This is a genomic window from Actinomadura madurae, from assembly GCF_047130825.1.
Lineage (GTDB): Bacteria > Actinomycetota > Actinomycetes > Streptosporangiales > Streptosporangiaceae > Spirillospora > Spirillospora madurae.
The window spans coordinates 10133852-10159732 of sequence record NZ_CP083237.1; the positions used below are offsets into that span (position 1 = coordinate 10133852).

The 25881-nt window shown below is 72.2% G+C and carries 28 protein-coding genes; 11 read left to right on the plus strand and 17 right to left on the minus strand.

Annotated features, from left to right (window positions below):
- Positions 1-91: 91 nt before the first annotated feature.
- The 4 genes from K8Z49_RS47515 to K8Z49_RS47530 all read right to left on the minus strand — a co-directional run bounded on the left by K8Z49_RS47515 (position 92) and on the right by K8Z49_RS47530 (position 2908).
- Positions 92-727, minus strand: a complete 636-nt coding sequence (locus K8Z49_RS47515; protein WP_412517165.1) for a hypothetical protein — start codon at positions 725-727, stop codon at positions 92-94.
- Positions 728-887: 160 nt separating this feature from the next.
- Positions 888-1199, minus strand: a complete 312-nt coding sequence (locus tag K8Z49_RS47520) for a hypothetical protein (RefSeq protein WP_024936559.1) — start codon at positions 1197-1199, stop codon at positions 888-890.
- Positions 1200-1791: 592 nt separating this feature from the next.
- Positions 1792-2346 carry a VOC family protein gene (locus K8Z49_RS47525; protein ID WP_111833178.1) on the minus strand — a complete coding sequence of 185 codons (555 nt, stop codon included), beginning with the start codon at positions 2344-2346 and terminating at the stop codon, positions 1792-1794.
- On the minus strand, positions 2339-2908 hold the full coding sequence (locus tag K8Z49_RS47530) for an RNA polymerase sigma factor (protein ID WP_024936561.1): 570 nt from the start codon (positions 2906-2908) through the stop codon (positions 2339-2341). The genes K8Z49_RS47525 and K8Z49_RS47530 overlap by 8 nt, the downstream gene beginning before the upstream one ends.
- A gap of 65 nt (positions 2909-2973) precedes the next feature.
- Here K8Z49_RS47530 and K8Z49_RS47535 point away from each other — a divergent pair, with 65 nt between their 5' ends.
- Complete coding sequence (locus K8Z49_RS47535) at positions 2974-3777, plus strand: alpha/beta hydrolase (RefSeq protein ID WP_412517166.1); 804 nt, start codon at positions 2974-2976, stop codon at positions 3775-3777.
- A 102-nt stretch (positions 3778-3879) separates the two neighbouring features.
- Positions 3880-4833, plus strand: coding sequence for a hypothetical protein (locus K8Z49_RS47540; protein WP_412517167.1), 954 nt, complete (start codon positions 3880-3882; stop codon positions 4831-4833).
- Here K8Z49_RS47540 and K8Z49_RS47545 read toward each other — a convergent pair.
- Positions 4811-5167, minus strand: a complete 357-nt coding sequence (locus tag K8Z49_RS47545; RefSeq protein ID WP_021596618.1) for an MmcQ/YjbR family DNA-binding protein — start codon at positions 5165-5167, stop codon at positions 4811-4813. The two genes, K8Z49_RS47540 and K8Z49_RS47545, sit on opposite strands and share 23 nt — an antisense overlap.
- 1004 nt (positions 5168-6171) lie before the next feature.
- Here K8Z49_RS47545 and K8Z49_RS47550 point away from each other — a divergent pair.
- Complete coding sequence (locus K8Z49_RS47550) at positions 6172-6354, plus strand: hypothetical protein (protein WP_412517168.1); 183 nt, start codon at positions 6172-6174, stop codon at positions 6352-6354.
- A gap of 1924 nt (positions 6355-8278) precedes the next feature.
- Positions 8279-9208, plus strand: a complete 930-nt coding sequence (locus tag K8Z49_RS47555) for a PDR/VanB family oxidoreductase (RefSeq protein WP_412517169.1) — start codon at positions 8279-8281, stop codon at positions 9206-9208.
- Here the strand turns inward: K8Z49_RS47555 and K8Z49_RS47560 are convergent.
- Complete coding sequence (locus K8Z49_RS47560; RefSeq protein ID WP_412517170.1) at positions 9205-10155, minus strand: alpha/beta hydrolase; 951 nt, start codon at positions 10153-10155, stop codon at positions 9205-9207. The genes K8Z49_RS47555 and K8Z49_RS47560 overlap by 4 nt on opposite strands.
- 360 nt (positions 10156-10515) lie before the next feature.
- Between K8Z49_RS47560 and K8Z49_RS47565 the strand changes: the two genes are divergently transcribed.
- From K8Z49_RS47565 to K8Z49_RS47585, 5 genes are all read left to right on the plus strand, one after another.
- Positions 10516-11160 (plus strand): ABC transporter permease, encoded by a 645-nt coding sequence (locus K8Z49_RS47565; RefSeq protein WP_412517171.1) that lies wholly within the window; start codon positions 10516-10518, stop codon positions 11158-11160.
- Positions 11157-12122 carry an ABC transporter ATP-binding protein gene (locus tag K8Z49_RS47570; RefSeq protein WP_412517172.1) on the plus strand — a complete coding sequence of 322 codons (966 nt, stop codon included), beginning with the start codon at positions 11157-11159 and terminating at the stop codon, positions 12120-12122. The genes K8Z49_RS47565 and K8Z49_RS47570 overlap by 4 nt, the downstream gene beginning before the upstream one ends.
- A complete protein-coding gene (locus K8Z49_RS47575) occupies positions 12119-12880 on the plus strand; it encodes an ABC transporter permease (protein ID WP_021596613.1) in 762 nt (253 codons plus the stop codon). Before K8Z49_RS47570 ends, K8Z49_RS47575 begins: the two co-directional genes overlap by 4 nt.
- Positions 12881-12899: 19 nt before the next feature.
- Positions 12900-13859: a glycine betaine ABC transporter substrate-binding protein gene (locus tag K8Z49_RS47580; protein ID WP_412517173.1), complete on the plus strand. Its 960-nt coding sequence runs from the start codon at positions 12900-12902 to the stop codon at positions 13857-13859.
- A gap of 66 nt (positions 13860-13925) precedes the next feature.
- Complete coding sequence (locus K8Z49_RS47585; protein ID WP_021596611.1) at positions 13926-14459, plus strand: HU family DNA-binding protein; 534 nt, start codon at positions 13926-13928, stop codon at positions 14457-14459.
- A gap of 38 nt (positions 14460-14497) precedes the next feature.
- Here K8Z49_RS47585 and K8Z49_RS47590 read toward each other — a convergent pair whose 3' ends face one another.
- Positions 14498-15013, minus strand: coding sequence for a cupin domain-containing protein (locus K8Z49_RS47590; protein WP_412517174.1), 516 nt, complete (start codon positions 15011-15013; stop codon positions 14498-14500).
- Entirely contained in the window at positions 15014-16405 is a 1392-nt protein-coding gene (locus K8Z49_RS47595; protein ID WP_021596609.1) for a GntP family permease, read from the minus strand.
- 138 nt (positions 16406-16543) lie between these two features.
- Here K8Z49_RS47595 and K8Z49_RS47600 point away from each other — a divergent pair, with 138 nt between their 5' ends.
- Positions 16544-17248, plus strand: coding sequence for a FadR/GntR family transcriptional regulator (locus K8Z49_RS47600; RefSeq protein WP_021596608.1), 705 nt, complete (start codon positions 16544-16546; stop codon positions 17246-17248).
- Positions 17249-17278: 30 nt separating this feature from the next.
- Here the strand turns inward: K8Z49_RS47600 and K8Z49_RS47605 are convergent, their stop codons facing one another.
- From K8Z49_RS47605 to mftA, 8 genes are read right to left on the minus strand one after another with little or no spacing between them, the layout of a single operon-like run.
- Positions 17279-18130, minus strand: coding sequence for a DUF72 domain-containing protein (locus tag K8Z49_RS47605; RefSeq protein ID WP_033334048.1), 852 nt, complete (start codon positions 18128-18130; stop codon positions 17279-17281).
- A 50-nt stretch (positions 18131-18180) separates the two neighbouring features.
- Positions 18181-19614 (minus strand): mycofactocin biosynthesis glycosyltransferase MftF, encoded by a 1434-nt coding sequence (mftF, locus tag K8Z49_RS47610; RefSeq protein WP_081842920.1) that lies wholly within the window; start codon positions 19612-19614, stop codon positions 18181-18183.
- Complete coding sequence (gene mftE, locus K8Z49_RS47615; protein ID WP_024936567.1) at positions 19601-20278, minus strand: mycofactocin biosynthesis peptidyl-dipeptidase MftE; 678 nt, start codon at positions 20276-20278, stop codon at positions 19601-19603. The genes mftF and mftE overlap by 14 nt, the downstream gene beginning before the upstream one ends.
- Entirely contained in the window at positions 20275-21072 is a 798-nt protein-coding gene (locus tag K8Z49_RS47620) for a mycofactocin-coupled SDR family oxidoreductase (protein ID WP_024936568.1), read from the minus strand. Before K8Z49_RS47620 ends, mftE begins: the two co-directional genes overlap by 4 nt.
- Positions 21069-22259: a pre-mycofactocin synthase MftD gene (gene mftD, locus K8Z49_RS47625; protein WP_412517175.1), complete on the minus strand. Its 1191-nt coding sequence runs from the start codon at positions 22257-22259 to the stop codon at positions 21069-21071. The genes K8Z49_RS47620 and mftD overlap by 4 nt, the downstream gene beginning before the upstream one ends.
- The gene (gene mftC, locus K8Z49_RS47630) at positions 22256-23497 is read right to left on the minus strand and encodes a mycofactocin radical SAM maturase (protein WP_412517176.1); all 1242 of its coding nucleotides are present in this window, start codon (positions 23495-23497) and stop codon (positions 22256-22258) included. The genes mftD and mftC overlap by 4 nt, the downstream gene beginning before the upstream one ends.
- Before the next feature lie 40 nt (positions 23498-23537).
- On the minus strand, positions 23538-23828 hold the full coding sequence (mftB, locus tag K8Z49_RS47635) for a mycofactocin biosynthesis chaperone MftB (protein ID WP_021598933.1): 291 nt from the start codon (positions 23826-23828) through the stop codon (positions 23538-23540).
- Between the two features lie 7 nt (positions 23829-23835).
- Positions 23836-23970, minus strand: coding sequence for a mycofactocin precursor MftA (gene mftA, locus K8Z49_RS47640; protein ID WP_021598934.1), 135 nt, complete (start codon positions 23968-23970; stop codon positions 23836-23838).
- Positions 23971-24057: 87 nt separating this feature from the next.
- Here mftA and mftR point away from each other — a divergent pair, with 87 nt between their 5' ends.
- Complete coding sequence (gene mftR / locus K8Z49_RS47645) at positions 24058-24651, plus strand: mycofactocin system transcriptional regulator (RefSeq protein WP_412517177.1); 594 nt, start codon at positions 24058-24060, stop codon at positions 24649-24651.
- Between the two features lie 5 nt (positions 24652-24656).
- Here the strand turns inward: mftR and K8Z49_RS47650 are convergent, their stop codons facing one another.
- Positions 24657-25835 (minus strand): MFS transporter, encoded by a 1179-nt coding sequence (locus tag K8Z49_RS47650; RefSeq protein ID WP_075020036.1) that lies wholly within the window; start codon positions 25833-25835, stop codon positions 24657-24659.
- Positions 25836-25881: the final 46 nt, after the last annotated feature.

The following is a 25881-nucleotide window of genomic DNA, read 5'->3' on the forward strand; positions in this document are numbered from 1 at the left end:
CTTTCACCCTTGAGCTCAACGCAGCCCCGCACCGACGGTACAAAGTGCGAGGTCCGTTAACAGGCTCACGACACCGGGGCGCCCTGGGAAGTCACGCGTCGCGGATCGCGCGGTCTCGGCCCTCCATGAAGAAGTCCAGCAGAGCCGTGGCACCGGGCAGGACACGCAAGGGCCGCGCGGCACCGAAGGCGGTGTTCCAGAACTCCCCGTGCCGCGGCTCCCACGGGCCGACATACGCGTAGGGCTCGGTCACCTGTTCATCTCCGGGCGACACTCCGTAATTGACGGCATCGACCGCGATGCCCAGATCGAAGTGTTCCGGCCAGAGCACGGGAGTGATGTCCGGCGCGAACCTGGTCAGAGCCTCCTGTCCTTGCCCGAATGCCCGGACGATCTGATGCGCCGCCTCCGCGTCGACTCCCAGGACCTCGTCCAGACCGACACCGCTGCCATCCTTGTACAGGTCTCCAACACCCCCTGCCTCAACACTGACAGCCGCGCCCAGCTCGCGGCAGGTGGCCCCGTTCAAGGGCACCTCACGGTCGCCGCACACCAGCTCGGTCTCGTTCACCCGCAGGTCGGGGGCCTGGACCGTCCCGAACCCGCCCGGCACGACACGCAGCCGTATCGTCCCGCTTTGCCGGTATTGGGGCCCTGCCAGTACGAGCTCCGCGACCCCGTGCAACGAACGGCGAGCCGTGGCCAAAGTCTCCGCATCGACGGTCATGCCCCCATTCTTCCCCGTACCCGCGGAATCCGCGCCGCCCCCACCGCCCTCGTCGTCACCAGCATGCGCTCCAGCAGGAGTCGCCGCTCGATTGCTTAGCGGAGCCCGTTGGGGATCAACCAGGACGCCGGCAACTCCGCGTTGTAGTGGAGGTCAACCATCACAATGCGTCCGGGCCGCCGCCGCGCGGCGCGTACTTCCGCGCCAGCTCCCTGTCGTTCTCCGCCCACTTACGATGGCGAGCGGCCGACTGGAGATGCAGCTCCGCCTCCTCGGGATGTGCGGCGGCCATCCCCTCCAGCAGGGAAGCGGCCCGATCGTGGGCACGCGCCGAGGAGACCATCGCTTGGCGCGCGTACTCCTCGGCCTCGCGCCTCTGCTCCGCACGCGCCCCAGCCCCGTCGGCCTCGGCGGCACGGCGCTCACCGCCCCGCCGCGCCCTCAGCCGAGACGCACGCTCGTCGCCGTCCATACCAGCCACTCCGACGCCCGAGCCCACCGAAGAACCAGCCCTCCACCCACATCCCCTACCTACCCACCCCCACCCACCCCGCAACTGGGCCCCGAGCCCCTACCCCGCGTAACCAGCCAACTCCCTTGCCCACGCCTCCGGCCCCGGGCCAGCCCCAAACCCCCGCCCACGCCTCCGGCGCGTAGCTCAGCCCTGAGCCCTTTCCGCGCCTCTGGCCCGCGGGCGCCTGGCCGGCCCGCGGCCCCGCGCCTCCGGCCGGTAGTTCAGCCCGAGCCGCTTTTCCGTGCCTCCGGTCGGCAGGGCTTGGCCGGTGCCGCTGGCCGGCGCCTCCGGCCTGTGGTACGGCCCTGAGCCGTTTTCTGTGTTTCTGGCCCGCGGGGGCCTGGTCGGTGCCGCTGGACCGTGCCTCTGGCCGGTAGTTCAGCCCCGAGCCGCAGTCCGCGCCTCTGGTCGGCGCCCTCGCTCCACGTTCCGGCCAGTCTGGACTCTGCTCTGCGGTTCCACCGCTGCGGCTCCGGCCCGCAGGTCAGCCCGCGCCCCTGGGCAGCGCCCCCGCTCGGTCCAGAGCCAGGCATGGCTGACATCGCGGTGCCTACGTTCGCGTGGCGGCGGGGGGAGGGCTTGAGATCATCCAGCGGTGCCCGAACGGGTCGATGACGACGCCGTTCCGGCCGTAGGGGTAGTCGGCCACGGGACGGTCGGGGGCGGCGCCCATCTCGACGGCGCGGGAGAAGACGATGTCGACGTCCGGGACCGACAGGTAGAGCGATTGGCTGGGGCCGCCGCGGGCCTTCGGGCCCAGCAGACCCAGCTCGGGCCACTCGTCGGCGAGCATCAGCACGGAGTCGCCGATGGCGAGCTCGGCATGGCCGACCCGCCCGTCCTCCATCATCGTCGGTTCGCTGTGGAGCTCCGCACCGAACGCGTCGGCGTACCAGCGCAGGGCATGCTGCCCGTCGTCAACGCACAGGTACGGGGTCAGCGTTCGAACTCGGGCCTCCGACTCCTGGACGGTGCTCGTGGTCATGGTGTCTCCCGTGGGTTGAAGCAGCGCGCGCCGCAGACGTTCGCGCAGGCGCGCTGCGAAGGCCGGGTCCGGATCGACGGGGACGACCGGTGTACGGAGAGCCTCCAGCGGATCAGTCATCGTGGCCCTCCTTTCCGCGGTCTCCGGGTCTCGGTCTTCCTGGTGAACAGTGATCGTTGTAGGCGTGCCTGAAGGCCGTCCGGGCCCGTGTCAGCAGGGCCTCGGTGGCGTGGAGCGTCCGGCCGAGATGCTCGGCGACCTGGGGGACTGGGAGCCCGTCCAGGTAGCGGAGCGTCAGCGCGGCGCGATGGTGGGGCCCCAGCTGTTCGAGGACCTCCCGGGCGAGGAGTGCGTCCACGCGCTCGTCCCATGGGTCCTCCGTGGCGTCTGAGGCGCCCCCGTCCATCGCCTGAAGGCCGCGTTGCTCCCGTGCCGCCCGCCGCCAGTGGTCGGCCAGCTTGTGTCGCGCCACGCCGACCAGCCAGGCGACGGACAGCACAGGCGGGGGCTCCTTCCGCACGGCCTCTACCGCGGCCAGGAAGGTGTCCGCCGTCAGGTCCTCGGCCAGCGCCCGCCGACCGCACCGGGACAGCAGGTAGCCGTAGACCTCGGGCAGGGCCTCGTCGTAGAGATCGAGCAGCGCCGGCCCCGGGTCGGGCTGGAGTCGTCCCGGGTGGTTCATATCCCTCCATCGCTCGGCGGGCCGATTCTCCGACGGGTGGGAGTGAAAAAATCGGCGAGGACGTGATGGACGATCATGGAGGCGTGGTGATTCCCGAACCCCTCACCCTCTACACCGCGGACGGCGTGCGAATCGACGCAGGTCACATCAGGGGTGACGGAAATGTGTGCTTCGTCCTCGCGCACGGGTTCACGTGCTCGTGGAGGCAGCCCGCACTCCGCCGGATCGCGGGCGCCCTCAACCGGCACGGTGGCGTGATCGGGCTCGACTTCCGCGGGCACGGCAGGTCGGGCGGACGATCCACGGTCGGTGACCGGGAGGTGCTCGACGTCGACGCGGCGGTCGCGGCGGCACGCCGACGCGGGTACGAACGGGTCGTCCTGACAGGCTTCTCCATGGGTGGCGCAATCGTCGTCCGGCATGCCGCGTTGCACGGTGGGGTCGACGCGGTGGTCTCGGTCAGCGCGCCCGCACGCTGGTACTACCGCGGGACGGTTCCGATGCGGCGCGTGCACTGGGTGATCGAGCGGCGGGTGGGCCGGATGGCGGTCCGGCTGGCGCGGGGGACACGGATCGCGCCGAACGGATGGGACCCAGTGCCAGAGGCGCCGCACGAGGTCGTCGGCCGGATCGCGCCGGTGCCGCTCCTCGTCGTCCACGGGGACGCGGACCCTTTCTTCCCCCTCGAACACGGACGTCAGTTGTTCGGCGCCGCGGCCGACCCGAGGGAGTTGTGGATCGAGCCCGCCTTCGGGCACGCCGAGACGGCCGCCACCCCTGGCTTGATCAAGCGCATCGGCGCCTGGGCGACGGGCGCGGTCTCCACGACGGGAGGCCGCGGCGGCACCCCGGCGGAATCCCCGGGGTGACACCCCGCGAGCCATTTGGCTCTGACCTGCGGAAACTCAAAGTTATCCACATTCTTGCAGCGCTCGTCGCGGTGACCGCCCCGGCGGGCATCATCGGTTCACATGAACGGCTTCAGCCTGACCTGGAAGCGAACGGCGGCCGGCATCGTCCCCGTCGGCCCCGGCGCGTACTTCGTCCCCGTGAAGGGCGCCTCCCTCACGGCTCGCGCCGCCGCGTTGAGCGGCCTCCTCCCGGACGACGTCGTCATCGCGCGCCGTACGGCCGCGTGGATATGGGGCCTCGACGTATTACCTCCGGGAGTGAACGAAGCCGACTGGGACGTCGAGCTCATCACTCCCCGATCACCCGGGACCGACTCCGGCGTGCCTGCGTTCACCGCCGAGAACGCGGCACTTCCGGCCGACCATGTCGTGGAGAGATCCGATGTACGCGTCACGTGCCTTGCCCGCACCGCACTGGACTGTGCGCGATGGCTTCCTCGCTATGAGGCTGTCGCGGCCCTCGATCAATTCCTCCGGCGCGGAGTGGACCCCGGCGAACTCACCGCGATGGCCCGGACCCTTCCGGGGTATCGCGGCAACAAGCGGCTGCGCCAGATCGTCCGGCTCGGCGATCGAGGCGCGGCGTCCCCCGGCGAGAGCTGGACCCGCGTCGCCGTAGTGGAGGCCGGATTCCCGCCGCCGAAGACACAGGTACAAGTGATGGGGCCCCGCGGTCACTGGTGGTACATCGACCTGGGCTACCCGGAATACCGAGTCGGCCTGGAATATGACGGCGAAAGGCACCACACCGGCCGCGAAGCCCGTGCCCACGACACCGAGCGCCGGCGCTGGCTCGCCAAGGAGGCGGGCTGGGACGTCATCCCCGTGAGCAAGAACTTCCTGACCCGCCCAGCGCCCTATCTGGAGGCTCTCCTGACGGCATTACTCCAGCGCGGCTGGAAAGCTGACGACGCCACCATGGACCACGTGGCCGCCCGCCTGGCACTCCTGCGACGCCGGCGAGGTGAAGGCAACGGAGCCCGGCGCCGGGCTAGTCACGGTCGAGGAGGTTGACCAGGCGTTTCGGTGCGATGAGGCGGTAGCTGTCCTCGATGAGCTCGGCCATCTCGTCCCAGTCCTGGTCGACGTCGAGCCGCGCCCCGACCCAGCCCCGTGCACCCACGTACTTCGGGACGAAGAACCGTTCCGGGGCCTCCGCCACGAGCGCCTCCTGAACGCCGGGTCCGGCCTTGAACGTCATGGAGAGCCCGTCCTCGGAGGTCATCACGAAGAGCTTGTCGCGAACCCGATAGGAGGGCGCGGTGTGACCGCCGAACGGCTTCTCCGTCGTTTCAGGCAGCGCTAGGCAGATCTTCCGTATCAGTGCCGACACGTCCCGATCATCCATACCGATGTTCCTTCCAATAGCCGATCCGCTCGGCGGATCTGGAGTGTCACTTCGATCAAACAGCCCCGAACCCCGCCTCCGTGGCCATCCTGCTTCAAATCCGCGTGCAGGCGAGACGTGCTCTCGTTCGAATCATCCTCGCGACGCACCTCGCCTCCCCGTCAACTTGCGCCCGCACCCCGACCATCGCCGTACTGGGCGCCGCAGCCCACCCGTACTGGACGCTGCACCCGGGCTGCACTGCAGGCCGTCACCGGGCCGACGTCGTTTCCCAAGGGATGTCAACACACTGGCCGATGCCACCCGGTAGGCGTCCGAACCACGATGCCCGGCCCCTGGATCCGTGGCCGTCCTGGTCCAAATCCGTGTGTAAGCGCTAGGTGCTCTAGTTCGGATCGTCCTCGCGACGCACCCCTCCTCCGAACGTGTGAGCGGTGTACTGTCCGGCCGTCCAATGCGTGGCCAGAACCCCGCCACCTTTGCGCCTGCCCCCAGCCCACGCGTACTGGACGCGCAGCCCAGCGTGCTGGGCGCCGCAAGCCTAGCTGCGCTGCAGGTCGTCGCCAGGCTGGCGTTGGTTCCCAAAGGACGTCAGCAGACTGGCCGATGCCGTCCGGTAGGCGTCCGAACGGACGATGCCTCGACCCTGGATCCGTGGGCATCCTGGTCCAGATCCGTGACGGCACGGCGCAATGACCGGGGTGGTGTGCCGAGGCCGGTTGCGCCTGCTCCAACATCCCGGCCGCTGCTCAGCGCGTTGGTCCCGTGGGCATCCACGCCAGCCGGCTGCGGCGCGGGCGGCCGCCGCCCCCGGGCCGCCCCCGGTGCCGCGGCCGTCCCCCGTCGTCCCGAGTCGCCGCCACCACCCAGGCTGCTGGCCGTGTAGGTGATACGTGCTCTCGTTCGGATCGTCCTCGCGAGGCACACCCTGCCTCCGAACATGTGAGCGGTCGACCGTCCGCCGCCGGGTGGAGGGCGGATGGGTACGCACGAGCGGGCGGTTGGTGGATGTGCTGCTGGATCTATCGCTGGCGGGTGTGGCGGCGTGGACGCGGTTCCTTGGCCATGACGCGGGCACCGTCGGTGTCGCGGCGGTGGCTGTGGATCGGAAGACGGAGTCGCCGGCCCGGACAGCCGTGCAGGTCAGCGCCCGTGATCATCGCATGCCCGGAACGGTAGAAGACTGACCCGCCGAGGACAGATGTCCGGAGTCGCCGAGCGGGCCGGGTTCGGGACGGCGGCCTCGCTGCCGCGGCATCTGGCTGCGGTCGGGTGTCGCCGTCGGCGTACCGCGTCACCTTCCGCGGCCGCCTCGGACAGCTCCCGCAGCGCGACGACCTGGCTTGCGGCTATTCCCACCTCGCCCTTCCGCGGCCGCTGACGTCCAGGGCCGCTGACGTCCAGAGCTGAGACGTCCAGAGCTGAGACGTCCAGAGCTGAGACGTCCAGAGCTGGTGGTGTCCAGGCTGGTGGTGTCCAGGGCGGTGGTGTCCAGGGCGGTGGTGTCCAGGGCGGTGGTGTCCAGGGCTGCTGGCGTCTAGGGCTGCTGGCGTCTGGAGCTGATGATGTCCGGAGTTGCTATCGAGCAAGTCCTCGAAGCCATGGTTCCGGCGACGGCGGGGCCGCAGACACGGCCGATTGCCTGCGTGTTCTTCGCGCGGGCCTGACGCTGGCTCGTGGAAGCGGGATGACCAGGTGAGGGAAGCGCGGCCATGGTCTGGGAGTAGCCCGTGCGGGATAGACGCGGCCCTGGGAAGCCAGTGGGCCGCGTCCATCCCGAGGGCCGGAGGGGGCCGTGCGGTCACATGGACGGAAGCGGTTCCTGCGATCCTCGCCGGGACGAGCGAAGCCCGGCGTGGGTTCTTCCATTCTGCGGAAGCGGTGCTGACTGAGCCTCCGACCACGAACGATCGTCGTGATTAGGCCGCCCCGGTGCCCTGGCACTGGTGGGCGGTTACCAGCCATGACGCTGACACGAGTCGGCGCTACCCGGCGGTGGCCCGGCGTTGCGTAGATCTACGGCGGAGCAGGTAGCTGAGGTGATTAGACGTCAACGTGCTCAAGGCGATGGCATGCGGTGTTCCGATGCGCTGGTGGTGGACGGCGGCCTCGGTGGTTCAAGCCGGGTGTCTTACGCCGGGTCGTATGGCACCGAGCCGTTGGCAGGTTCAGCAGGTTGGCGCGGCGGTAACCACGCAAATGTCGCCGTCCCGGCATGCGTTCGGAGATCACGGGCCATCGGCAGGCCTGCGGCCGCCCGATCTGGGGCAGAAGGAGCCAACTGCACTCGGGTGCTCCCGCCCAACCTTGGCCAGCGCCAAGCGAACGGTCGCGACGAGCGCCTTTGCGGCACCGACGCCCACTCGCCCGACCCTGCCGAAGCCGCTCCACTCGCCCAGTACCCGGCCGCCCGCCGCCACGGCGGGCGATGGCGGGTGGTCGCACGCTGCCAGGGCGGGCGACGGCGGGGTGGTTGCACGCCGCAGTCTTTGGTCGATGGATGGTCCTCGCGGAGCCACGCCTGGCCGCTGTGTTCAGCACGGCGCGGCCCGTGGTGCCGACTGCCCCGGGTTGTCGGCGGCGTGTTGTGGGCATTGCATTCTGGGCCTGCCGGGGGTGCTCGACGGGGTGTCTGGGGTGTGCCGGTGGGGTTGTCGCGCGAAACTGTTCGGCCGCTGGCGTCTCGTGGACGGTTTCGGTCTCGGGGGCGTCATCTCGACGAGGCCGATGTCAGGGAGGGCAGGCCTGCCGCGGCCTGCGTGTCGTCATCTTCGACTTCCTCACACCGGACGGTGCTTGCCCGTCCCCCCGGACGGCTTCTACGACCCGCCTGGGAATGCCCCTGCGCCGCCTTGCCGCCCGCCGCAAGGTCCTCGCTGTCGAGATCATCGGCCCGTGCGTGGCGGCTGTGTTGGGTGGTGCCTCGCGCGAGTCGTGTCAGGAGGATTGGTTGGCGAGGTGTGCGGGGGAGGCGGTGCCAAGGGCGGCCGGTGGAGTGGCGGGTTGAGGTGGTCGCGGTTGCGTGGTGGTGGGGCGATGGCGGTGCGGCCCTGCACGCCCTGCGTAATGGCGTTGCGTGTGTAAGTGATTGGGTTTTGGGAGGTGGCGGTTGTGGAGAGTGATATCCGGGTTTCTGTGGAGGGCAAGAAGGTTCTTGCTGATGGGGTTGTGGGGTTGACGCTTTGTGCGGTGGGGGACGGGGGGCTGCCGTTGTGGGAGCCTGGGGCGCATATTGATCTGGTGTTGGGGGACGGGCTTGTCCGGCAGTACTCGTTGTGCGGGGATCCGGGTGATGCGGGGGCGTGGCGCATCGGTGTGTTGAAGGAGGGGCCCGGGTCCACGTTCGTCCACGAGCGGGTTCGGGTGGGGGATCGGCTCATTGTGCGGGGGCCGCGGAATCATTTCCGTTTTGAGGAAGCGCCGCGCTATCTGTTCCTGGCTGGAGGTATCGGGATCACGCCGATGATTCCGATGGTGGCGGCAGCGGAGGCGGCGGGGGCCGAGTGGCGGCTTCTCTATGGTGGGCGGCGGCGCTCTGCCATGGCTTTCCTGGACGAGCTGAGCCTTTATGGCGACCGGGTCGAGATATGTCCGCAGGATCAGTTCGGGCTGCTCGACCTTGAGGGCGCGCTGCGTGACTGGACGGACGAGGCGCTCGTGTACTGCTGCGGTCCGGAACCCATGCTGGCCGCGGCCGAGGAGCGGTGCGCTGCACTCGGGGTCGGTGCGCTGCGCACTGAACGGTTCTCACCGAAGCCCGTCGAGGGAGTGGACGAGGCCTTCGAGGTCGAGCTCGCGTTGAGCGGCCGGACGCTGCGGATCGAACCTGGACGATCGATTCTGGAGACCGTGGAGAAGGCGGGCGTCAACGTCCTGTCGTCCTGCCGCGAAGGGACGTGCGGGACGTGTGAGACGCCCGTTCTCGACGGGGAGCCGGAACATCGCGACTCCGTCCTGACCGAGGAGGAGCGCGCGGACGGCGGCTTCATGATGATCTGCGTGTCGCGCGCCCGCGGCTCCCGTCTCGTTCTAGAGCTCTAGTGGGTGGGATGCAGGGCGCGGCGGATGGCGTCCAAGCGGTCGGCGCGCATGCGCTTGGACACGCCCGCCTCCTTGATCCTGGTGGAGCCGTGGAAGGTGCCGGGGTAGTGGTGCAACTCGGTCGCGACGCCTGCCTGGATGAGTCGCTGCGCGTAGTTCAGGCCCTCGTCGCGGAGCGGGTCGAACTCGCAGGTCGTGATGTAGGCGGGCGGTAGCCCGGTCAGGTCTTCGGCGCGGGCCGGAGCAGCGTAGGGGGAGACGCCGTCGGTGCCGCGGACCTCCTTGCCGAGGTAGTGATCCCAGCTCAGTTCGGCGTTGGGTCGATGCCAGATCGGCGTGTCGGTGAAGGCGCGCATGGACGGGGTGTCGAGCCGGTCGTCCAGGTCCGGAATGCCGAGAAGCTGGAAGCAGAGTGCCGGGCCGCCACGGTCGCGCGCCAACAGGGAGACCGCTGCGGCGAGCCCGGCGCCGGCGCTTTCGCCGCCCACCGCTAGCAGATCCGGGTCGATCCCGAGGTCGGCCGTGTGCGCGGCCGCCCAGGTCAGCACGGCGTAGCAGTCCTCCAGGCCGGCCGGGAACGGGTGTTCGGGGGCGAGCCGGTACTCGACGGACAAGACCACGGCGCCGACCTCGGCCGCGATGGCGGTGGTGTCGTCCTGGGACATGTCGACGCTACCGATGACGAACCCGCCTCCGTGGAAGTAGACGAGGCCCGGCAGGTCGTCGAACCGTTCGACCGGGGCGAAGATGCGTACCTGGACCTCGGGTGCGCCCTGCGGCCCCGGCACCGTGATATCGCGGGTCTCGACCGGAACCGGCGGCTCGTATTTCGCTGCTCCCGCGAACAACTCCGCTTCGTTCCGGCGGATCTGCTGAACGTCGGCGATCGAAAGATGCGGGATCGTCGCGATCCATGGCGCGAGTTCCGGATCGAAGGCGTACGACACCTCGGTGCTCCTCTCAGGGGGTGACCGTCACCAGTGTCGACTGCCGATCACCCCCTTGCCCAGCCGCGGCCCAAGGAAAATCCGTAGCCGGGCCTTGCCGAACACGCTGTTCTCCGGGCTGGACCGTGTACCAGGTGCCGCGGGCTCGGTGCTCTGCGGGTACTCCTTCAGTGGTCGTGTGGAGCGTACGCGTTGGCGGTGTTCGTCGGCTGTCAGCCCTGAAGGGTGGCTTTGCCGGCGGGGGTGGGGTTCGGGGATCTGGGGTTGTTTTGCTGATCATCCGTAGGCAGCCTCTGGTGGTATGGGACACGAGAGTCATGTCCGCGCTCCCGCCGCGCGGTGCGGTGGCGGGAGGCGGCGGTGAGCTTCTCCGAGTACCTGGCCGACCGCTGGCCCACGATCGGCGTGATGATGGCCGAGCATGCCGAGGTGGTCCTGATCGCCGTGGCGATCGCGGCCGTGATCGGGATCGGGCTCGGGGCCGCCGTCGAGGGGCGGCCCCGGGCGAAGGGGCTCGCGCTCGGGGTCACCGGGACGATGCTGACCGTTCCTTCATTGGCGCTGTTCGGGCTGCTCATCCCGGTGTTCGGGCTGGGGCTGGCCCCGACGATCACCGCGTTGACGCTCTACGCGGTGTTCCCGATCCTGCGTAACACGATCACCGGTCTCGAAGGCGTGCCGAGCGCGGTCGAGGAGGCGGCGCGGGGGATGGGGATGAGCCGGGCGAGCCGGATGCTGCGGATCAGGCTGCCGCTGGCCTGGCCGGTGGTGCTCACCGGGGTCCGGGTCGCGACGATCATGACGGTGGCGATCGCGGCGATCGCGGCGGCGGTCGCCGGGCCGGGGCTGGGGGAGCTGATCTTCGGCGGGCTGTCGCGCATCGGCGGCGCCAACGCCCTGAACGACACGGTCGCGGGCACACTCGGCGTCGCCGTCCTGGCGCTCGTGCTGGACGTGCTGTTCGTCGTGCTGTCCCGGTTCACCACCTCCAGGGGGCTGCGATGACGGAGATGATCCGGCTGGAGGGGGTGAGCAAGCGGTACCCGGGGCAGGACGCCGCGGCCGTCGAGGATCTCACGCTCGGCGTCCGGGAGGGGGAGATCGTCGTGCTGCTCGGCCCGTCCGGCTGCGGCAAGACGACGACGCTGCGCCTGATCAACCGGCTCATCGAGCCGACGTCGGGCCGGATCCTGCTCGGCGGCGAGGACGTCACCCGGGTCGACCCGGACGGGCTGCGGCGCCGCATCGGCTACGTCATCCAGCAGGTCGGGCTGTTCCCGCACATGACGATCGCCGCCAACGTCGGCCTGATCCCGCGGACGCTCGGCTGGGACAAGAAGCGGGCGCGCGCCCGCGTCGACGAGCTGCTCGACATGGTCGGCCTCGACCCCGGCACCTATCGCGGACGCTATCCGAAGGAGCTGTCGGGCGGGCAGCAGCAGCGCGTCGGGGTCGCCCGCGCGCTGGCCGCGGACCCGCCGGCGATGCTGATGGACGAGCCGTTCGGCGCCCTCGACCCGATCACGAGGGAGCGGTTGCAGGACGCGTTCCTCGAACTGCAGGCGCGGATCGGCAAGACGATCGTCCTCGTCACCCACGACCTCACGGAGGCGCTCAAGCTCGGCGACCGCATCGCGATGCTCGGGCAGGGGGCGAGGCTCGTCCAGTACGACACGCCCGCGGCGATCCTCGCCGAGCCGGCGGAGGCGTTCGTCGCGGAGTTCGTGGGCGCGGGGGCCGCGATGCGGCGGCTGCGGCTCGTGGAGGTCGGGTCCGTCGAGCTGAAACCCGTCGAGGGCCACGCCGGCGGCGCGACCGTCCGGGCCGACCAGTCCCTGTACGAGGCGCTGGACGCGATGCTGCGGGCGGGTGCGGAGACCGCGACGGTCCTGGACGGGGACGGGCGCGCGGCGGGCACCGTCTCCTGGTCGGCGATCGTGCGGCAGGCGCCGGAGCGGAAGCCATGACCGTCACGGCGGTGCCGGAGCGGACGGAGACGGACGGCCGCTCGCTCGCCGGGCTGCTCGTGACGCCGCTGTTCCTCGTCGTCGTGTCGGTGGCGCTCTACGTGTACGTGCGCGGCCTGGACCTGGACGCGATCGAGCGCCGCTCCATCAACCGGTCGGAGATCGCCGGCCAGACGGTCCAGCACGTCAAGCTGGTCGCGGTGTCGACGGCGCTCGTGCTGGCGATCGCGATCCCGCTCGGCGTGCTGCTGACCCGGCCGCGGCTGCGGCGGCTGTCCGCGCCGTTCCTGGCGCTCGCGAACGTGGGGCAGGCGGTCCCGTCCATCGGGGTGCTCGTCCTGCTCGCCGTCACGGTCGGCATCGGGTTCCAGAAGGCGGTGATCGCGCTCATCCTCGTGTCGGCCCTGCCGGTGCTGCGCAACACGATGGTCGGCCTGCGGGGCGTCGACCGCTCGCTCGTCGACGCCGGGCGCGGCATCGGGCTGTCGAGGACGGCGGTGCTGTTCCGCGTGGAGCTGCCGCTGGCCGTCCCCGTGATCCTCGCCAGCGTCCGCGTCGCGGTGATCCTCAACGTGGGCAGCGCGACGCTGGCCGCGTTCACCAACGCGGGCGGTCTCGGGGAGCTCATCAACACGGGCATCTCGCTGAACCGGACCCCGATCCTGCTCACCGGCAGCATCCTGACGGCCGTCCTCGCTATGGCGGCCGACTGGCTCATCGGCATCGCCGAGTACGTCCTGCGCCCGCGCGGGATCTGAATCACCTTGAGGAGTCACCATGCGCACGCTCCCCGCCGCCGCCGCCTCCCTCGCCGCCGTCGCCCTCACCGCGGGATGCTTCAGCTCCAGCGGCACCGACGCCGAGGCGGGCAGCCTGGCCGAGGGCAACTCGCTGGACGGCGTCACCGTCACCGTCGGGTCCAAGGAGTTCACCGAGCAGCTCGTCCTCTGCCAGGTCACCGCGCTCGCGCTGCGCTCGGCGGGCGCGACGGTCAACGAGAAGTGCGGGCTGCAGGGCAGCAACACGACCCGCGCCGCGCTGACGTCCGGCGGCATCGACATGTACTGGGAGTACACGGGGACGGCCTGGATCAACTACCTCAAGGAGACCGAGCCGATCGGCGATCCCGCCGGGCAGTACAAGGCCGTCGCCGAGCAGGACCTCGCCAAGAACAAGATCAGGTGGCTGGACGCGGCGCCCGCCAACAACACCTACGCGATCGCGGTGAAGACGACCACGATGCGGCAGCTCGGGATCGCGAACCTGTCCGACTACGCGGCGCTGGCGAAGCGCGACCCGGCCAAGGCGTCGACCTGCGTCGCCAGCGAGTTCGCGGGACGCAGCGACGGGTGGCCCGGCCTGCAGAAGGCCTACGGGTTCACGCTGCCGAAGCCCGCCGTCGCGACGCTCGCCGAGGGCGCGATCTACGACGCGATCGGGAAGGGGAGGCCCTGCGCCTTCGGTGAGGTGGCGACGACGGACGGGCGCATCAAGGCGCTGGGGCTGACCTCCGTCCCGGACGACAAGAGGTTCTTCCCCGTCTACAACCCGGCGCTCACCGTCCGGGAGCAGGTCTACAAGGACGCGCCCGCCATCGGCGAGATCGCGAATCCGATCGCCGCGGAGCTCACGGACCCGGTCCTGCAGGAGCTGAACGGCAAGGTCGACATCGAGGGCGAGCAGCCCGAGAAGGTCGCCGAGACCTGGCTGAAGTCCAAGGGCTTCATCGGGGGATGACCGTCCGGACGGCGCCGGCGCGGCTACCCTTGCCCCTACCTGTCGCCGGAGTGAAGGGCATGGCGAATGAACCGCACCGAACTGGTCAGGGCCGTGGCGGAACGCGCGGGGGGCGATGAGGCCGCCGCCCGCCGGCACGTGGACGCCGTGTTCGACACCGTGATGGACCGGGTGTCCGCCGGGGAGCGCGTCATCGTGACCGGCTTCGGGACGTTCGACCGGCTGTCGCGGCCCGCGCGCAGCGCCCGCAACCCGCGGACCGGCCTTCCGGTCGAGGTGCCCGCCGCGCAGGTGCCGCGGTTCCGGTCCGGTCAGACGTTCCGGACCCGGGTCGCCGCGAGCGCCCCGGCCGCCGAGGTGCAGGCCGCCGAGGTGCAGGCCGCCGCCGAGCCGGCCCCGGTGGTGTCCGTCGCCGTCGAGCCGCCCCGGCCGAAGAAGGCGAAGAACGGCGGGAAGAAGGCCAAGAAGGGGCCGGACGCGAAGAAGAAGAACGCCAAGCAGGCCAAGGCCGCCTCCGCCCCGGCGAAGAAGAAGCAGGGCAAGGCGAAGGCGCGCGCCAAGGCCGGTAAACCCGGTAAGGCCGCCAAGGCCGGCCGGTAGCGCCGCCCGGGGGACGCCCACCCAGGCGCCCCCCGCGGTCACACCATGTACTGGTCGTGGCGCCGGTAGAGGTCGGTCCATTCGTCGTCGCCGAGCTGCCGTCCGGTGGCGGCGATCTCCGCCAGCTCCTCGAAGTACGCCTCGCGCGGCGCGCCCGGGGTGAACAGCAGGAGCATCGACGCCGGCTCGCCCGACTCGTTGCGGAAACCGTGCACGCCGCCCTCGGGGACGAACTGGAAGTCGCCCGGACGGGCGTCCTTCCAGCCCGTCCCGTCGTGCAGCCGGACGGTCCCGGACAGGATGTGGAACGACTCGGTGATCGTCCGGTGGAAGTGCGGCATCGGGCCGGAGGGCCGCGGCCCCATCTCCCACCGGTAGAGCCCGAAAGCGCCGTTCGTGGTGCCGCCCGTCGCGAGGTAGTGGACCTGCGTACCGCGGTGGACGCGGTCGTCGTCCGCCGCGCCGACGAGCAGGTCGGGCGGCGCGTCCGCGGGACGCAGCGTCGCGCTCGCCTCGCCGGCGTCTGCGAAGTAGCGGGCGTCGGGATAGGTCATCTACACCACCAGGTTCAGCAGGAGGACGAACACCAGGCCGCACACCGAGATCACGGTCTCCATCAGCGACCACGTCTTGATGTTCTGCCCGACGGTGAGCCCGAAATACTCCTTGACCAGCCAGAATCCGGCGTCGTTGACGTGGGAGAAGAACAGCGAGCCGGCCCCGATGGCGAGGACGAGCAGCGACGTCTCTCCGCTGTCCAGGCCGCTGACCAGCGGCGCGAGGATGCCGGCCGCGGTCACCGTGGCCACGGTCGCCGACCCGGTGGCGAGCCGGATGAGGACGGCGACCACCCAGGCCAGGAACAGCACGGAGAGCCCGCTGTCCTTGACCCAGTCGGCGACGAGGTCGCCGATCCCGGTGTCGATGAGCGTCTGCTTGAAGCCGCCGCCCGCCGCGACGATCAGCAGGATCCCGGCGATGGGCGGCAGCGACTCGGTGACCGAGGTGGTGATCGACTGCCGGTTCATGCCGGCGCCGAGGCCGAGGGTGAACATCGCGACGACGACCGCGATGAGCAGCGCGACCAGTGGCGTGCCGAGGTTGTCCAGGACGGTCCGGACGCGGTCGCCCTCGTCCAGCAGGATGTCGGCGAACGCCTTGCCCATCATCAGGACGACGGGGAGCAGCACGGTGAGCAGGGTGACGGCGAACGACGGGCGCCGCCGGCCCTCGCCCTTCGCGACCTCTTCCTCGTCGTCCGCGGCGCCGGTGACGTACATCTGCGGCGGAGCCACGTCCACCCAGCGGGACGCGTACCGGGCGAAGACGGGGCCGGACAGCGCGATGGTCGGCAGCGCGACCAGCACGCCGAGGCCGAGCGTGATGCCGAGGTCGGCCTTGAGGGCGTCGATGGCGACGAGCGGGCCGGGGTGCGGCGGGACGAGCCCGTGCATGGCCGACAGGCCGGCCAGGGCGGGGATGCCGACCGCGATGATCGACAGCCCGGAGCGCCGCGCCACCAGGTAGATGACCGGCATCAGCAGGACCAGGCCGATCTCGAAGAACATCGGCAGGCCGATCAGCGCGCCGACGAGGGCCATCGCCCACGGCAGGAACCTGCGCCCGGACCGCCCGACGATGGTGTCGACGATCTGGTCCGCGCCGCCGGAGTCGGCCAGCAGCTTGCCGAACATCGCGCCGAGCGCGATGAGCGCGCCGACGCCGGCCGCCGTGTCGCCGAACCCCTTGCCGAACCCCTCGATGGTGTCGGCCATCGGCAGGCCCGCGATGGCGCCGACCAGCACCGAGCCGAGCGTGAGGCTCAGGAACGGGTGCACCTTGAAGTAGGTGATCAGTACGACGATCAGCGCGATGCCGGCGAGCGCGGCCGGCACCAGCCGCCCGCTCGACGCGGCCGGCTCTGCGGCCAGCACGATCGGGTGCATGGCGTCATCCTCCTGGGAGCGGTGCAAATGACGATGGTCGCCCGAGTGTGACGCTTATGACCTGCTCTTAACAAGAGATGGAGCGGAAAAAACATATCTTTATCGGGACCTGCCCTCGCTTCGTGTGATGATTGGGGCATGACGGAGACCCCGCAGACCGGACTGCACGGCAGCGTCCTCGACACGCTCGGCACGCTGATCACGTCCGGAGCGCTGCCCGCGGGCGAGGTGCTGCGGATCGAGCAGCTGGAGTCCCGGCTCGGGGTGTCCCGGTCGGTGGTCCGGGAGGCGATCCGGGTCCTGGAGTCGATGGGCATGGTGACCAGTCGCCGCCGGGTCGGCGTCACGGTCGCCCCGCGGCAGGGCTGGAACCTCTTCGACCCGCAGATCATCGGATGGCGGCTCGACGGCGACGGGCGGGAAGAGCAGCTGCGCTCGCTCGGGGAGTTGCGCCGCGGGCTGGAGCCGATGGCCGCCGCCCTGGCCGCCCGCCGCGCGACCCCCGCGCAGTGCGGGACGCTGACCGGCGCCGTCATGGAGATGGCCGTGCACGGCAAGTCCGGCGACCTGGAGGCCTACCTGACCGCGGACATCCTCTTCCACCGGACGCTCCTGGAGGCGTCCGGCAACGAGATGATCGGCGCGCTGAGCGGCGTGGTCGCCGCCGTCCTGGCCGGCCGCACCCACCACCACCTGATGCCCGCGCATCCCGAGCCGATCGCGATCCGCTGGCACGCGGAGGTGGCGCAGGCCGTCCAGTCCGGCGACGCGGACGCCGCCGAGCGGGCCATGCGCGACATCGTCGACGAGGCGACCCAGGCGATGCTGGATCCGCGCGACTGACCGAGCCGCGGCGCGCTCAGCGGCCGCCCGTCAGAAGAGCGTGGGCGGCTCGGCCGGGACGGGTTCCGGCAGCGGTTCCAGCTCCGGCACGCGGGCCCTCACCTCGGCGTGGAAGCGGCGGGCGAGGTCGAGCGCGTCGGCGTTGTCCGGGGTGTGGACGAACACGGTCGGCGAGCGTTCCTCCCGCAGCCACTCGGTGACCCGGCCGACCCAGAACCGCCAGCCCTCGACGGTGCGCCCGGTGTCGTCCCGTCCGAGGTAGCGGACGATCGGACGGTCCGTCAGAGCCGCCGAACGGCGCGGCACGCGCGGCTTCTTCGTCCACGCGTCGCGTTCGGCGTCACTGGTCGGAGGGCTCTGGAAGAACACGGTCGTGTCGAACGGCACCCACTCGGCCCCCGCCCGCGAGAGCACCCGTTCGAGGTCGCGGACGCACCCCGCGTCCTCGAAGAACGCGCGATGCCGCACCTCGACCGCGTACCTGTGCTCCGCGGGGAGCCCGTGCAGGAAGCCGGCCAGCGTCCCGAGGTCTCCGGGGCCGAACGAGGCGGGCAGCTGCACCCAGAGGGCGTGCGCCCGTGACCGCAGGGGCTCGATCGCGTGCAGGAACGTCCGCAGTTCCTCGCCGCCCCTGGCGAGCCGGCCCTCGTGCGTGACCTGCTTCGGCAGCTTGAGCACGAAGCGGAAGTCTTCGGAGGTCTGCTCCGCCCACGACTCCACCGTGGCGCGCGACGGCGTCGCGTAGAAGGTCGTGTTCCCCTCCACCGCGTCGCACCAGCTCGCATAGGCCCTGAGCCGCTCGCCCGGCGGCAGCGACGGCGGCACGAAGCGCCCCTGCCACCGCGCGTGCGCCCACATCGCGCACCCCACATGAAGCCGCATGGCCCCGACGCTACCGGTGTCCCGCGCGCCGCGGAGCCGTCCGGGCGGGCTCACCCGGAGCGGGAACCGAGCCCGTCCTTGGACGTCCACCACAGCCGCGGGAGGAGCGGGGCGACGGTGCGTTCCTCGACGCAGCCGCGCCAGACGCCGAGGCCGTAGGCGAACTCGTCCAGGACGCGCAGGCCCGTCCACGTCAGGGGGCCGAGGGACGAGCCGCCCTGGCGGCGGAGCGCGGCGGCGGCGGGCCCGAGGACGGCCGCCGCGAGGGGGAGGCGCAGGCGCGGGACGGCGACGCCGACCGGGACGGCCAGCGGCCACCACGTCCGGGTCACCGTGCGGCCGAGGACCTCCCCGGCCGCGAGGGTGCCGCCGGACGCCATGCGGACCGCCAGCGGCCACGGCCGGTCCGTCCAGGCGGCGAACTTGCGGGCCAGCAGCGCCGTGCCGCCCGCGGTGACGGCGAGCCCGGCCACGGGGGAGCCGGCCGCCGCGAGGCCCCAGGCCAGCGCGCTCCAGCCGGACATGGTCAGCGCGGGAAGCTCCTCGGGATGCCGGATCGCCAGCGGCGCGGCCGACGTCCCGTAGTCGTGCCTGCGGGCGAGCCAGGCCCGCAGCCGCGTCCGGTGCCGGTGGGCCACCACGGACCCGGGGACGTAGCGGACGTGGTGGCCCTCGTCCGCGAGCCGCCACACGAAGTCGACGTCCTCGCCGACGCGCATGCCCTCGTCGAAGCCCGTCCCGAACGCGGCGCGCCGGACGACCAGGGCGGCGCTCGGCACGTAGGAGACGGCCGAGCGGGGCCGGACGATGCTCTCCGCGGCGCCCATGTCCAGGGCCGAGCCCTCGGCCTCGTAGCGGGCCAGCACCCCGGAGCCGGTGACGTGCGAGGTGATGCGGGGCGCGACCGCCGCGACGGCCGGGTCGGCGAAGTGCGGCAGCAGCGCCCCGAGCCAGCCGGGCTCGGGCACGCAGTCGGAGTCGACGAACGCGATGAAGGGCGTCCGGGCCGCGCGTGCGCCGGTGTTGCGGGCCGCGCCCGCCCCGCCGTTCGCGTCGCGGCGGATCAGCCGGGCGCCCGCCCGGGCCGCCGCCTCGGCGATGGGCCGGGGATCGGGGGAGCCGTCGTCCACCACGATGACCGGGTGGCCCGGTCCCAGCCCGGCCAGGCATCCGGCGAGCTGCTCGGCTCGCCCGTAGGCGGGCACGACGACCGTCACCTCGGCCGGGTCGGCCGCCCGTTCCGGCGGGATCGGGTGCATCATGCCCGCCTGCACGAGCCGCCGGGCGAGGAGCCCGCCGCCGCGGCCGGGTCCTACCGGGGCGCCGTCGCTCCACCTCCGGACGAGGCCGGCGCCGTCCGGGGTCAGCCGGACGATGCGCGCGGGCGCGCCGCCCAGCAGGACGCGCCCGTCCTCAAGGGGTGCCAGGCCCGGATCAGGACGGAGCCGGAAGCCGGCGGGCATCGGGGTCTTAGCCGAGTTCATCGTCGAGCCTGTCGAGAAGTGACCGGGTCAGGGCTTGGAAGAGGCGCGCGCCCTCGGCGGCGCTCGCGCCGGCCGGGTCGCCGAGGACGCCGTTGGGGCTGACCGCGCGCACCCCGCCCGCCCGCAGCCTGGGCATGAGGGCGGGCAGCGCCTCGGTGGCCCCCTTCTCGGCGAGGTCCAGGCGGACCGCCTCGGGCGCCAGATGCAGGAGGAGCGAGGTCTCGGTGCGCCCGGCGTGCGCGTCGCCGCCGCGGACGTCCAGGTGGTGGACGAGGAGCCGCCGCCCCTCCCGGGAGCACAGCTCGGCCGCCTGCCGGAGGGCGTCGACGTTGCCGCCGTGCCCGTTGACGATCAGCAGGGCGGGCCAGTGCCGGGACGCGTCCCGCGCCAGTTCGGTGACCTGCCGCGCGAGGGCCTCGGTGCCGATGCTGAGCGTGCCGGGGAAGCCGGCGTGCTCGCCGCTGGCGCCGTAGGGGAGGGCGGGGCCGAGGTCGGCCGCCGGGCGGGCCCGGTGGGCGTGCGCCGCGACGGCGGAGGCGATGCGGGTGTCGGTGTCCAGCGGCAGGTGCGGCCCGTGCTGTTCGAGGGAGCCCGCTGGGACGAGCAGTACCCGGCCCGGCCTCTGCGCCTCCGGCCATGTCGCGTCGACGAGCGGGCGGCTCATCCGGTGAAACCGCCGTCGACGTGGAGGGCCGCACCGGTGGTCGCCGATGCGCCGTCCGAGCACAGCCACACCACCGCCGAGGCGATCTCGGCGGGGTCGAGCAGCCGGCCCAGCCGCTGGTGCCGGGCCAGCTCGCCGGCGCCGGAGAGCCCGTAGACGCCGGCGGTGCGGTCGAGCAGCGCGGTGGCGGTGCCGCCGGGCAGGACCGCGTTGGCCGTGACGCCGCTCGGCCCGAGGTCGGCCGCCAGCGCGCGGACGTACCCGAGCGCCGCGTGCTTCGCGGCGACGTAGGACGCCAGCCGTGGCAGCCCCCGCTCCCCGGCGGAGGAGACGACGGCGACGAAGCGCCCCCGGCCGCGCGGGGCGCGCAGCAGGCGCGGCACGGCCGCGCGGGCGAGGTTGGCCACCCCGTGCAGGTTGACCGACAGGTCGCGGTCGAGGTCGGCCGGGGCCAGCTCCCAGGCGGGCCCCTCGGCGCCGATGATCCCGGCGACGGCCACGGCGGCGACGAGCCGGCCGTCCGCGGCGTCCACGAGCCGCGCCGTGTCCGAGAGCGACCGGACGTCGCAGGGCAGCGCCGCGACGCCCGCGCCGAGGCCCCGGCAGCGCTCCTCCACCTCGGCGAGGTCGCGGGCGCCGGCCAGCGGGTAGCCGAGACCCTCGACCGCGTCGGGGGACGGGACGTCGCCGAGCACGAGGTCGTAGCCCGCGGAGGCGAGCGCGCCGGCGACCGCCGCGCCGATGCCGCGGGCGGCGCCGGTGACCACCGCGACCGGGCGCCCCGCCGCGCTCACGGCCGCGGTTCCTCCACGGCGCCGAGCGTCCGCGTGAACCCCGGCGGGACGAGCACGTCGCCGGGCGTCAGCTCGTGGACGGACGAGCGGCCCAGTGCCAGCAGGGACGAGTCGATCCCGGCGCGCAGGATGTCGAGCACGTTCTCCACGCCGGCCTGCCCGTTCGCGGCGAGGCCCCACAGGTAGGCGCGCCCGATCATGACGGCCTTCGCGCCGAGGGCCAGCGCCTTGACCACGTCGCCGCCGCGCCGGACGCCGCCGTCGAGCAGGACCTCGGCCTGGCCGCCCACCGCGTCCGCGACGGCGGGCAGCGCGCGGATCGGCGCGGGCGTCCCGTCGAGGTTGTTGCCGCCGTGGTTGGACACCGAGATCGCGCTCACCCCGGCGTCCACCGCGCGCAGGGCGTCGTCGACCCGGCACACGCCCTTGAGCATGAACGGCCCCTCCCACTGCTCGCGCAGCCAGCGGACGTCCTCCCATGACGGGGGAGGGGTCTGCATCCACTGCCCGTAGGCGCCGAAGAACGTCGGGGGCTCCGCTCCCGGATCGGCGAGGTTCGGCGTGGTGAGGTCGGGCAGGCGCCTGGTCTTGGCGTACTCGTAGAGCCAGCGGGGGCGCGTCACCGCCTGCGGCGCGAGCTTCGCCATGGCCTTGAGGTCGAGGCGCTCGGGGATCCACGGGCTGCCCCAGTCGCGGCTGTGGGAGAACGACCAGTCGAGCGTGGCGATGAGGCCCTTCGCCCCCGCCGCGCGCGCCTGCTCCATCCGCCGGGCCATCTCGTCCTTAGTGCCCATCCAGTACATCTGGAAGAACACCTGGGGGTTGGCCGCGACGACCTCGTCCAGCGGCTTGCTCGCGAACGAGCTGAGCCCCATCGCCGTCCCGCGCGCGGCGGCGGCCCGCGCCACCGCCACCTCGCCCTCGGGGTGCACGGCCTGGACGCCGGTCGGGGAGATGATCACCGGCAGCGAGATCTGCTGGCCGAGGACGGTGGTCTCCATGTCGCGCTTGGCCGACAGGCCGGCCACGTGCGGGGCGAACCCCAGCTCGCCGAACGCCTTCGTGTTGTCGTCGTAGGACACCCCACGCTCGGAGCCCGCCAGCAGCGCGCTGTACACCGACCTCGGGAGACGCCGCTTCGCTCGTCGCTGCGCCTCGACGACCGTCTCGAACCAGCCACCGCTCATGATCGTCCTCTTGTGTCGTGCCCGGCCAGCGGGCTCTCGTCGCAGAAGCGGTCCGGGCGCCCGGAAGCGGGCATCGCGGGCATGCCGAGCGCGACCGGCCGGGCCCGCACCGGCCCGGTGTGGGAGTGGTCGCCGCTCGGGCGCGGCGCCCCGCTGCGGTCCGCCGACCGCAGCGCCGCCTCGCCGTGTCCCTTGACGCACTCGGGGTCGGGACCGTCCAGCGGCAGCCCGGTGAAGAACTTGGCCGCCATGCAGCCGCCCCGGCAGGCGTCGTAGGCGGAGCAGCGCGTGCAGGCGCCGCCGGTGTCGGGCCGCCGCAGCTCGGTGAACAGCTCCGACTCCCGCCAGACCGTGGCGAAGCCGCCCTCGTCCCGCACGTTGCCCGCCAGGAACCGGTCATGGATGGCGAAGGGGCAGGCGTACACGTCGCCGACCGGGTCGATCAGGCACACCACCCGGCCCGCGCCGCACAGGTTCAGCCCCGGCAGCGCCGACCCGAACGCCGACAGGTGGAAGAAGGAGTCCCCGGTCAGGACGCGCTCGCCGTGCTCGACCAGCCAGTGGTACAGGTCCTCCTGCTGCGCCGCGGTGGGGTGCAGCTCGTCCCACACGTCGGCGCCGCGTCCGGACGGCCGGAGCCTCGTCAGCCGCAGCTGCGCGCCGTACCGGTCGGCGATCGCCTTGAACGCGTCCAGCTGCCCGGCGTTGTGGCGGGTCACCACGACCGACACCTTGAACTCGCGGAACCCGGCCTCGTGCAGGTTCTCCATCGCGCGGATCGCGGTGGCGTAGGAGCCGCCGCCGCGGACCGCGTCGTTGACGTCCGCCGTCGCGCCGTCCAGCGAGATCTGGACGTCCACGTAGTCGCTGCGGGCCAGCCTCGCCGCCACCTCCGGCGTGATCTTCACGCCGTTGGTGGAGAACTTCACGCCGACGCCGCGCTCGGTGGCGTAGTCGACCAGCTCCCAGAAGTCGGACCGGACCGTGGGCTCGCCGCCGCCGATGTTGACGTAGAAGACCTGCATCCGCTGCAGCTCGTCGATGACGCCCTTCGCCTCGGCGGTGGTCAGCTCCCGCGGGTCCCGGCGGCCCGAGCTGGACAGGCAGTGGACGCACGCCAGGTTGCACGCGTACGTCAGCTCCCACGTCAGGCAGATCGGGGCCTGGAGCCCGTGCTGGAAGTGGTCCACCAGGCGGCCGGCGGACGGGCGGGGTGCCGTCGCGGTGCTGGTCACCATGCCTGCTCCTTCAAAAGAACGGCTCCTTCGGGGGGACGGCTCAAGGCCGCGGGACGAGCATGTCGGAGGACGCCAGCGTGGACAGCGCGGTCCGGTACCGGCCGAGATCGTCCTCGGGCACGCCGGCCCCGAGCAGGGCGTCCCGGGCCCGGGGCTGGTCGCCCAGGGCGCGGACGGCGTCCAGCAGCCTGCGGTCCTTCAGGAACGACAGCCGCCGCGTGCCGTAGTGGTAGAGCAGCGCCCCGAACGGCTCCGGCCGCACCGCCACCTGGGGATGCAGGTCCCAGGCGGCGTCCAGGTCGAAGTCGCTCGCGGCGGGTGTCCGGTCCATCGGCGGGTCAGTAGACGCCGCACATGCCGTCGATCGAGACCTCCTCGACGAGCAGGTCCTCCTCGACGAGTTCCGGGCCGGTCGCGGTCTCGTCCTCGGCGGGGGCCGTGGACGCGGTCGCGGTCTGGGAAGCGTCGCTCATGGGAGACTCCCTGAAAATCGTGCACGCACGATCGCGTGTCGTGGCCGCCACAATAATGGCACCGAGTGCCGAAAGGAAGGGGGCCCGGTGACGGGACCGTCCGCGCCCCGCGTCGGCCGCCGGCCGCGCACGTCCCGCGGCGAGCTGGAGCGCGTCGCGCTGCGGCTCTTCGACGAGCGCGGCTTCGAGGAGACGACCGTCGACGACATCGCGTCCGCCGCCGGCATCGGCCGCCGCACCTTCTTCCGGTACTACGGCTCGAAGAACGACGTGGTCTGGGGGGACTTCGAGGGCGAGCTGGAGCGCATGCGCGAGCGGTTCGCCGCCTGGCCGCCGCGGGCCCCGATGATGGACGCGCTGCGCGAGGCGATCGTGGAGTTCAACCGGCTCGACCCGGCCGAGGTCCCCTGGCACCGGCTGCGGATGACGCTGATCCTCCAGGTCCCCGCGCTCCAGGCGCACTCGACCCTCCGCTACGCGGACTGGCGCGCCGTCGTCGCCGGGTTCGCCGCCGCCCGCCTCGGACGTCCCGTGGACGACCTGATGCCGCAGGCGGTCGCGGCCACCTGCCTCGGCGCCGCCGTCGCCGCCTACGAGCAGTGGCTCCGGCGCCCCGGAAGCGACCTCGGCGATCTGCTCGACACGTCCCTGCGCGCCCTCGCCCGGGGCTTTCAGGAGTAGCCCCCTCACCGCGCGGGCTGGGGGCGGGGGAGAGGACGCAGGCCGGAGGCGAGGGCGAGGGTGACGGTCACCGAGGCGGCGGCCATGATCGCCATGGCGAGCGCGGGGGAGGTGAGCTGGGCGACGCCGCCCCCCAGCGCCGCGCCCACGCCCTGCATGGCGAGCATGCCGGACGCGTGCAGAGCCAGGGCGTGGCCGTGCATGGAGACCGGCGTCAGGGCCATGAGGCGGTCCTGGAACAGCAGGGTGGAGGCATAGCCGACGGAGGCGAGCAGGACGGCCGCCACGCCGATGGGGAGCGGCGGCCCGCCCGCGAAGACCAGATAGGGCGCCGCCAGCAGCAGGAGCAGTGGTGTGCCCAGACGTTCGCGCAGGTGGTGCGGGACGAAGCGGCCCGCCGCGGTGTCGCCGATCAGCATGCCGGCGGCGCCCGCGGTGAGCAGGAGGCCCGCGTGGTCCGGGGAGTAGGAGACGAAGAGCGCCTCGCAGCCGACGATCAGCCCGTTCGGCACCCACATCGCCAGGAAGGTCGCGCGGCGCGGGGCGGACGAGAGCAGCCGGACGTTGCCGTGCCAGGTCTGCGCGACGCTCGGGCGGCCGGTGGCGCGGGGCGGGCGCCGGCTCAGGCCGGCGAGCACCAGGACCCCGGAGAGGAGGTAGAGGACGGCCCCGGTGAGGAGGGTGCCCCGGGACGAGAACGTCGCGACCAGCACGCCGCCGATGGCGAAGCCGCAGATCTGCATGGTCCCGGCGGACATGTTCAGGACCGAGCGGCCGAGGATCTGGCCCTCGCGGGGAAGGATCTCGCTCAGCAGGCTGTAGCGGACGCCGGCGCCGAGCGAGGCGACCAGGCCGAGGGCCAGCACGATGACCAGCAGGACCGCCACCGGGAGCCCGGGGACCGCCATCGCGGCCGTGCCCGCGGCGAAGACCAGGGCCATGCAGGCGAGCGCGTTCCGGGGCGGCAGGCGGTCGGCGGCGGACAGGAGGGTCAGCGCGCCGACCATCTGGGCGAACGAGCCCCCGAACATGCTGAGCGCCGAGAGCAGCGGCGACCGGGTCGCGTCGTACACGAGCGTGCCGAGCGCCAGCGCGCCGATGGTCTGGGCGGACACGTGCACCGTGAACGACGCGAAGAGCGGCGTGTACTCCGGTGCGCGGAAGAGCTCCCGATACGTGCGCATGATCGAAAGGCTCCGGCCCGGCGCCGGGCGGCCGTTAATGTTTCGC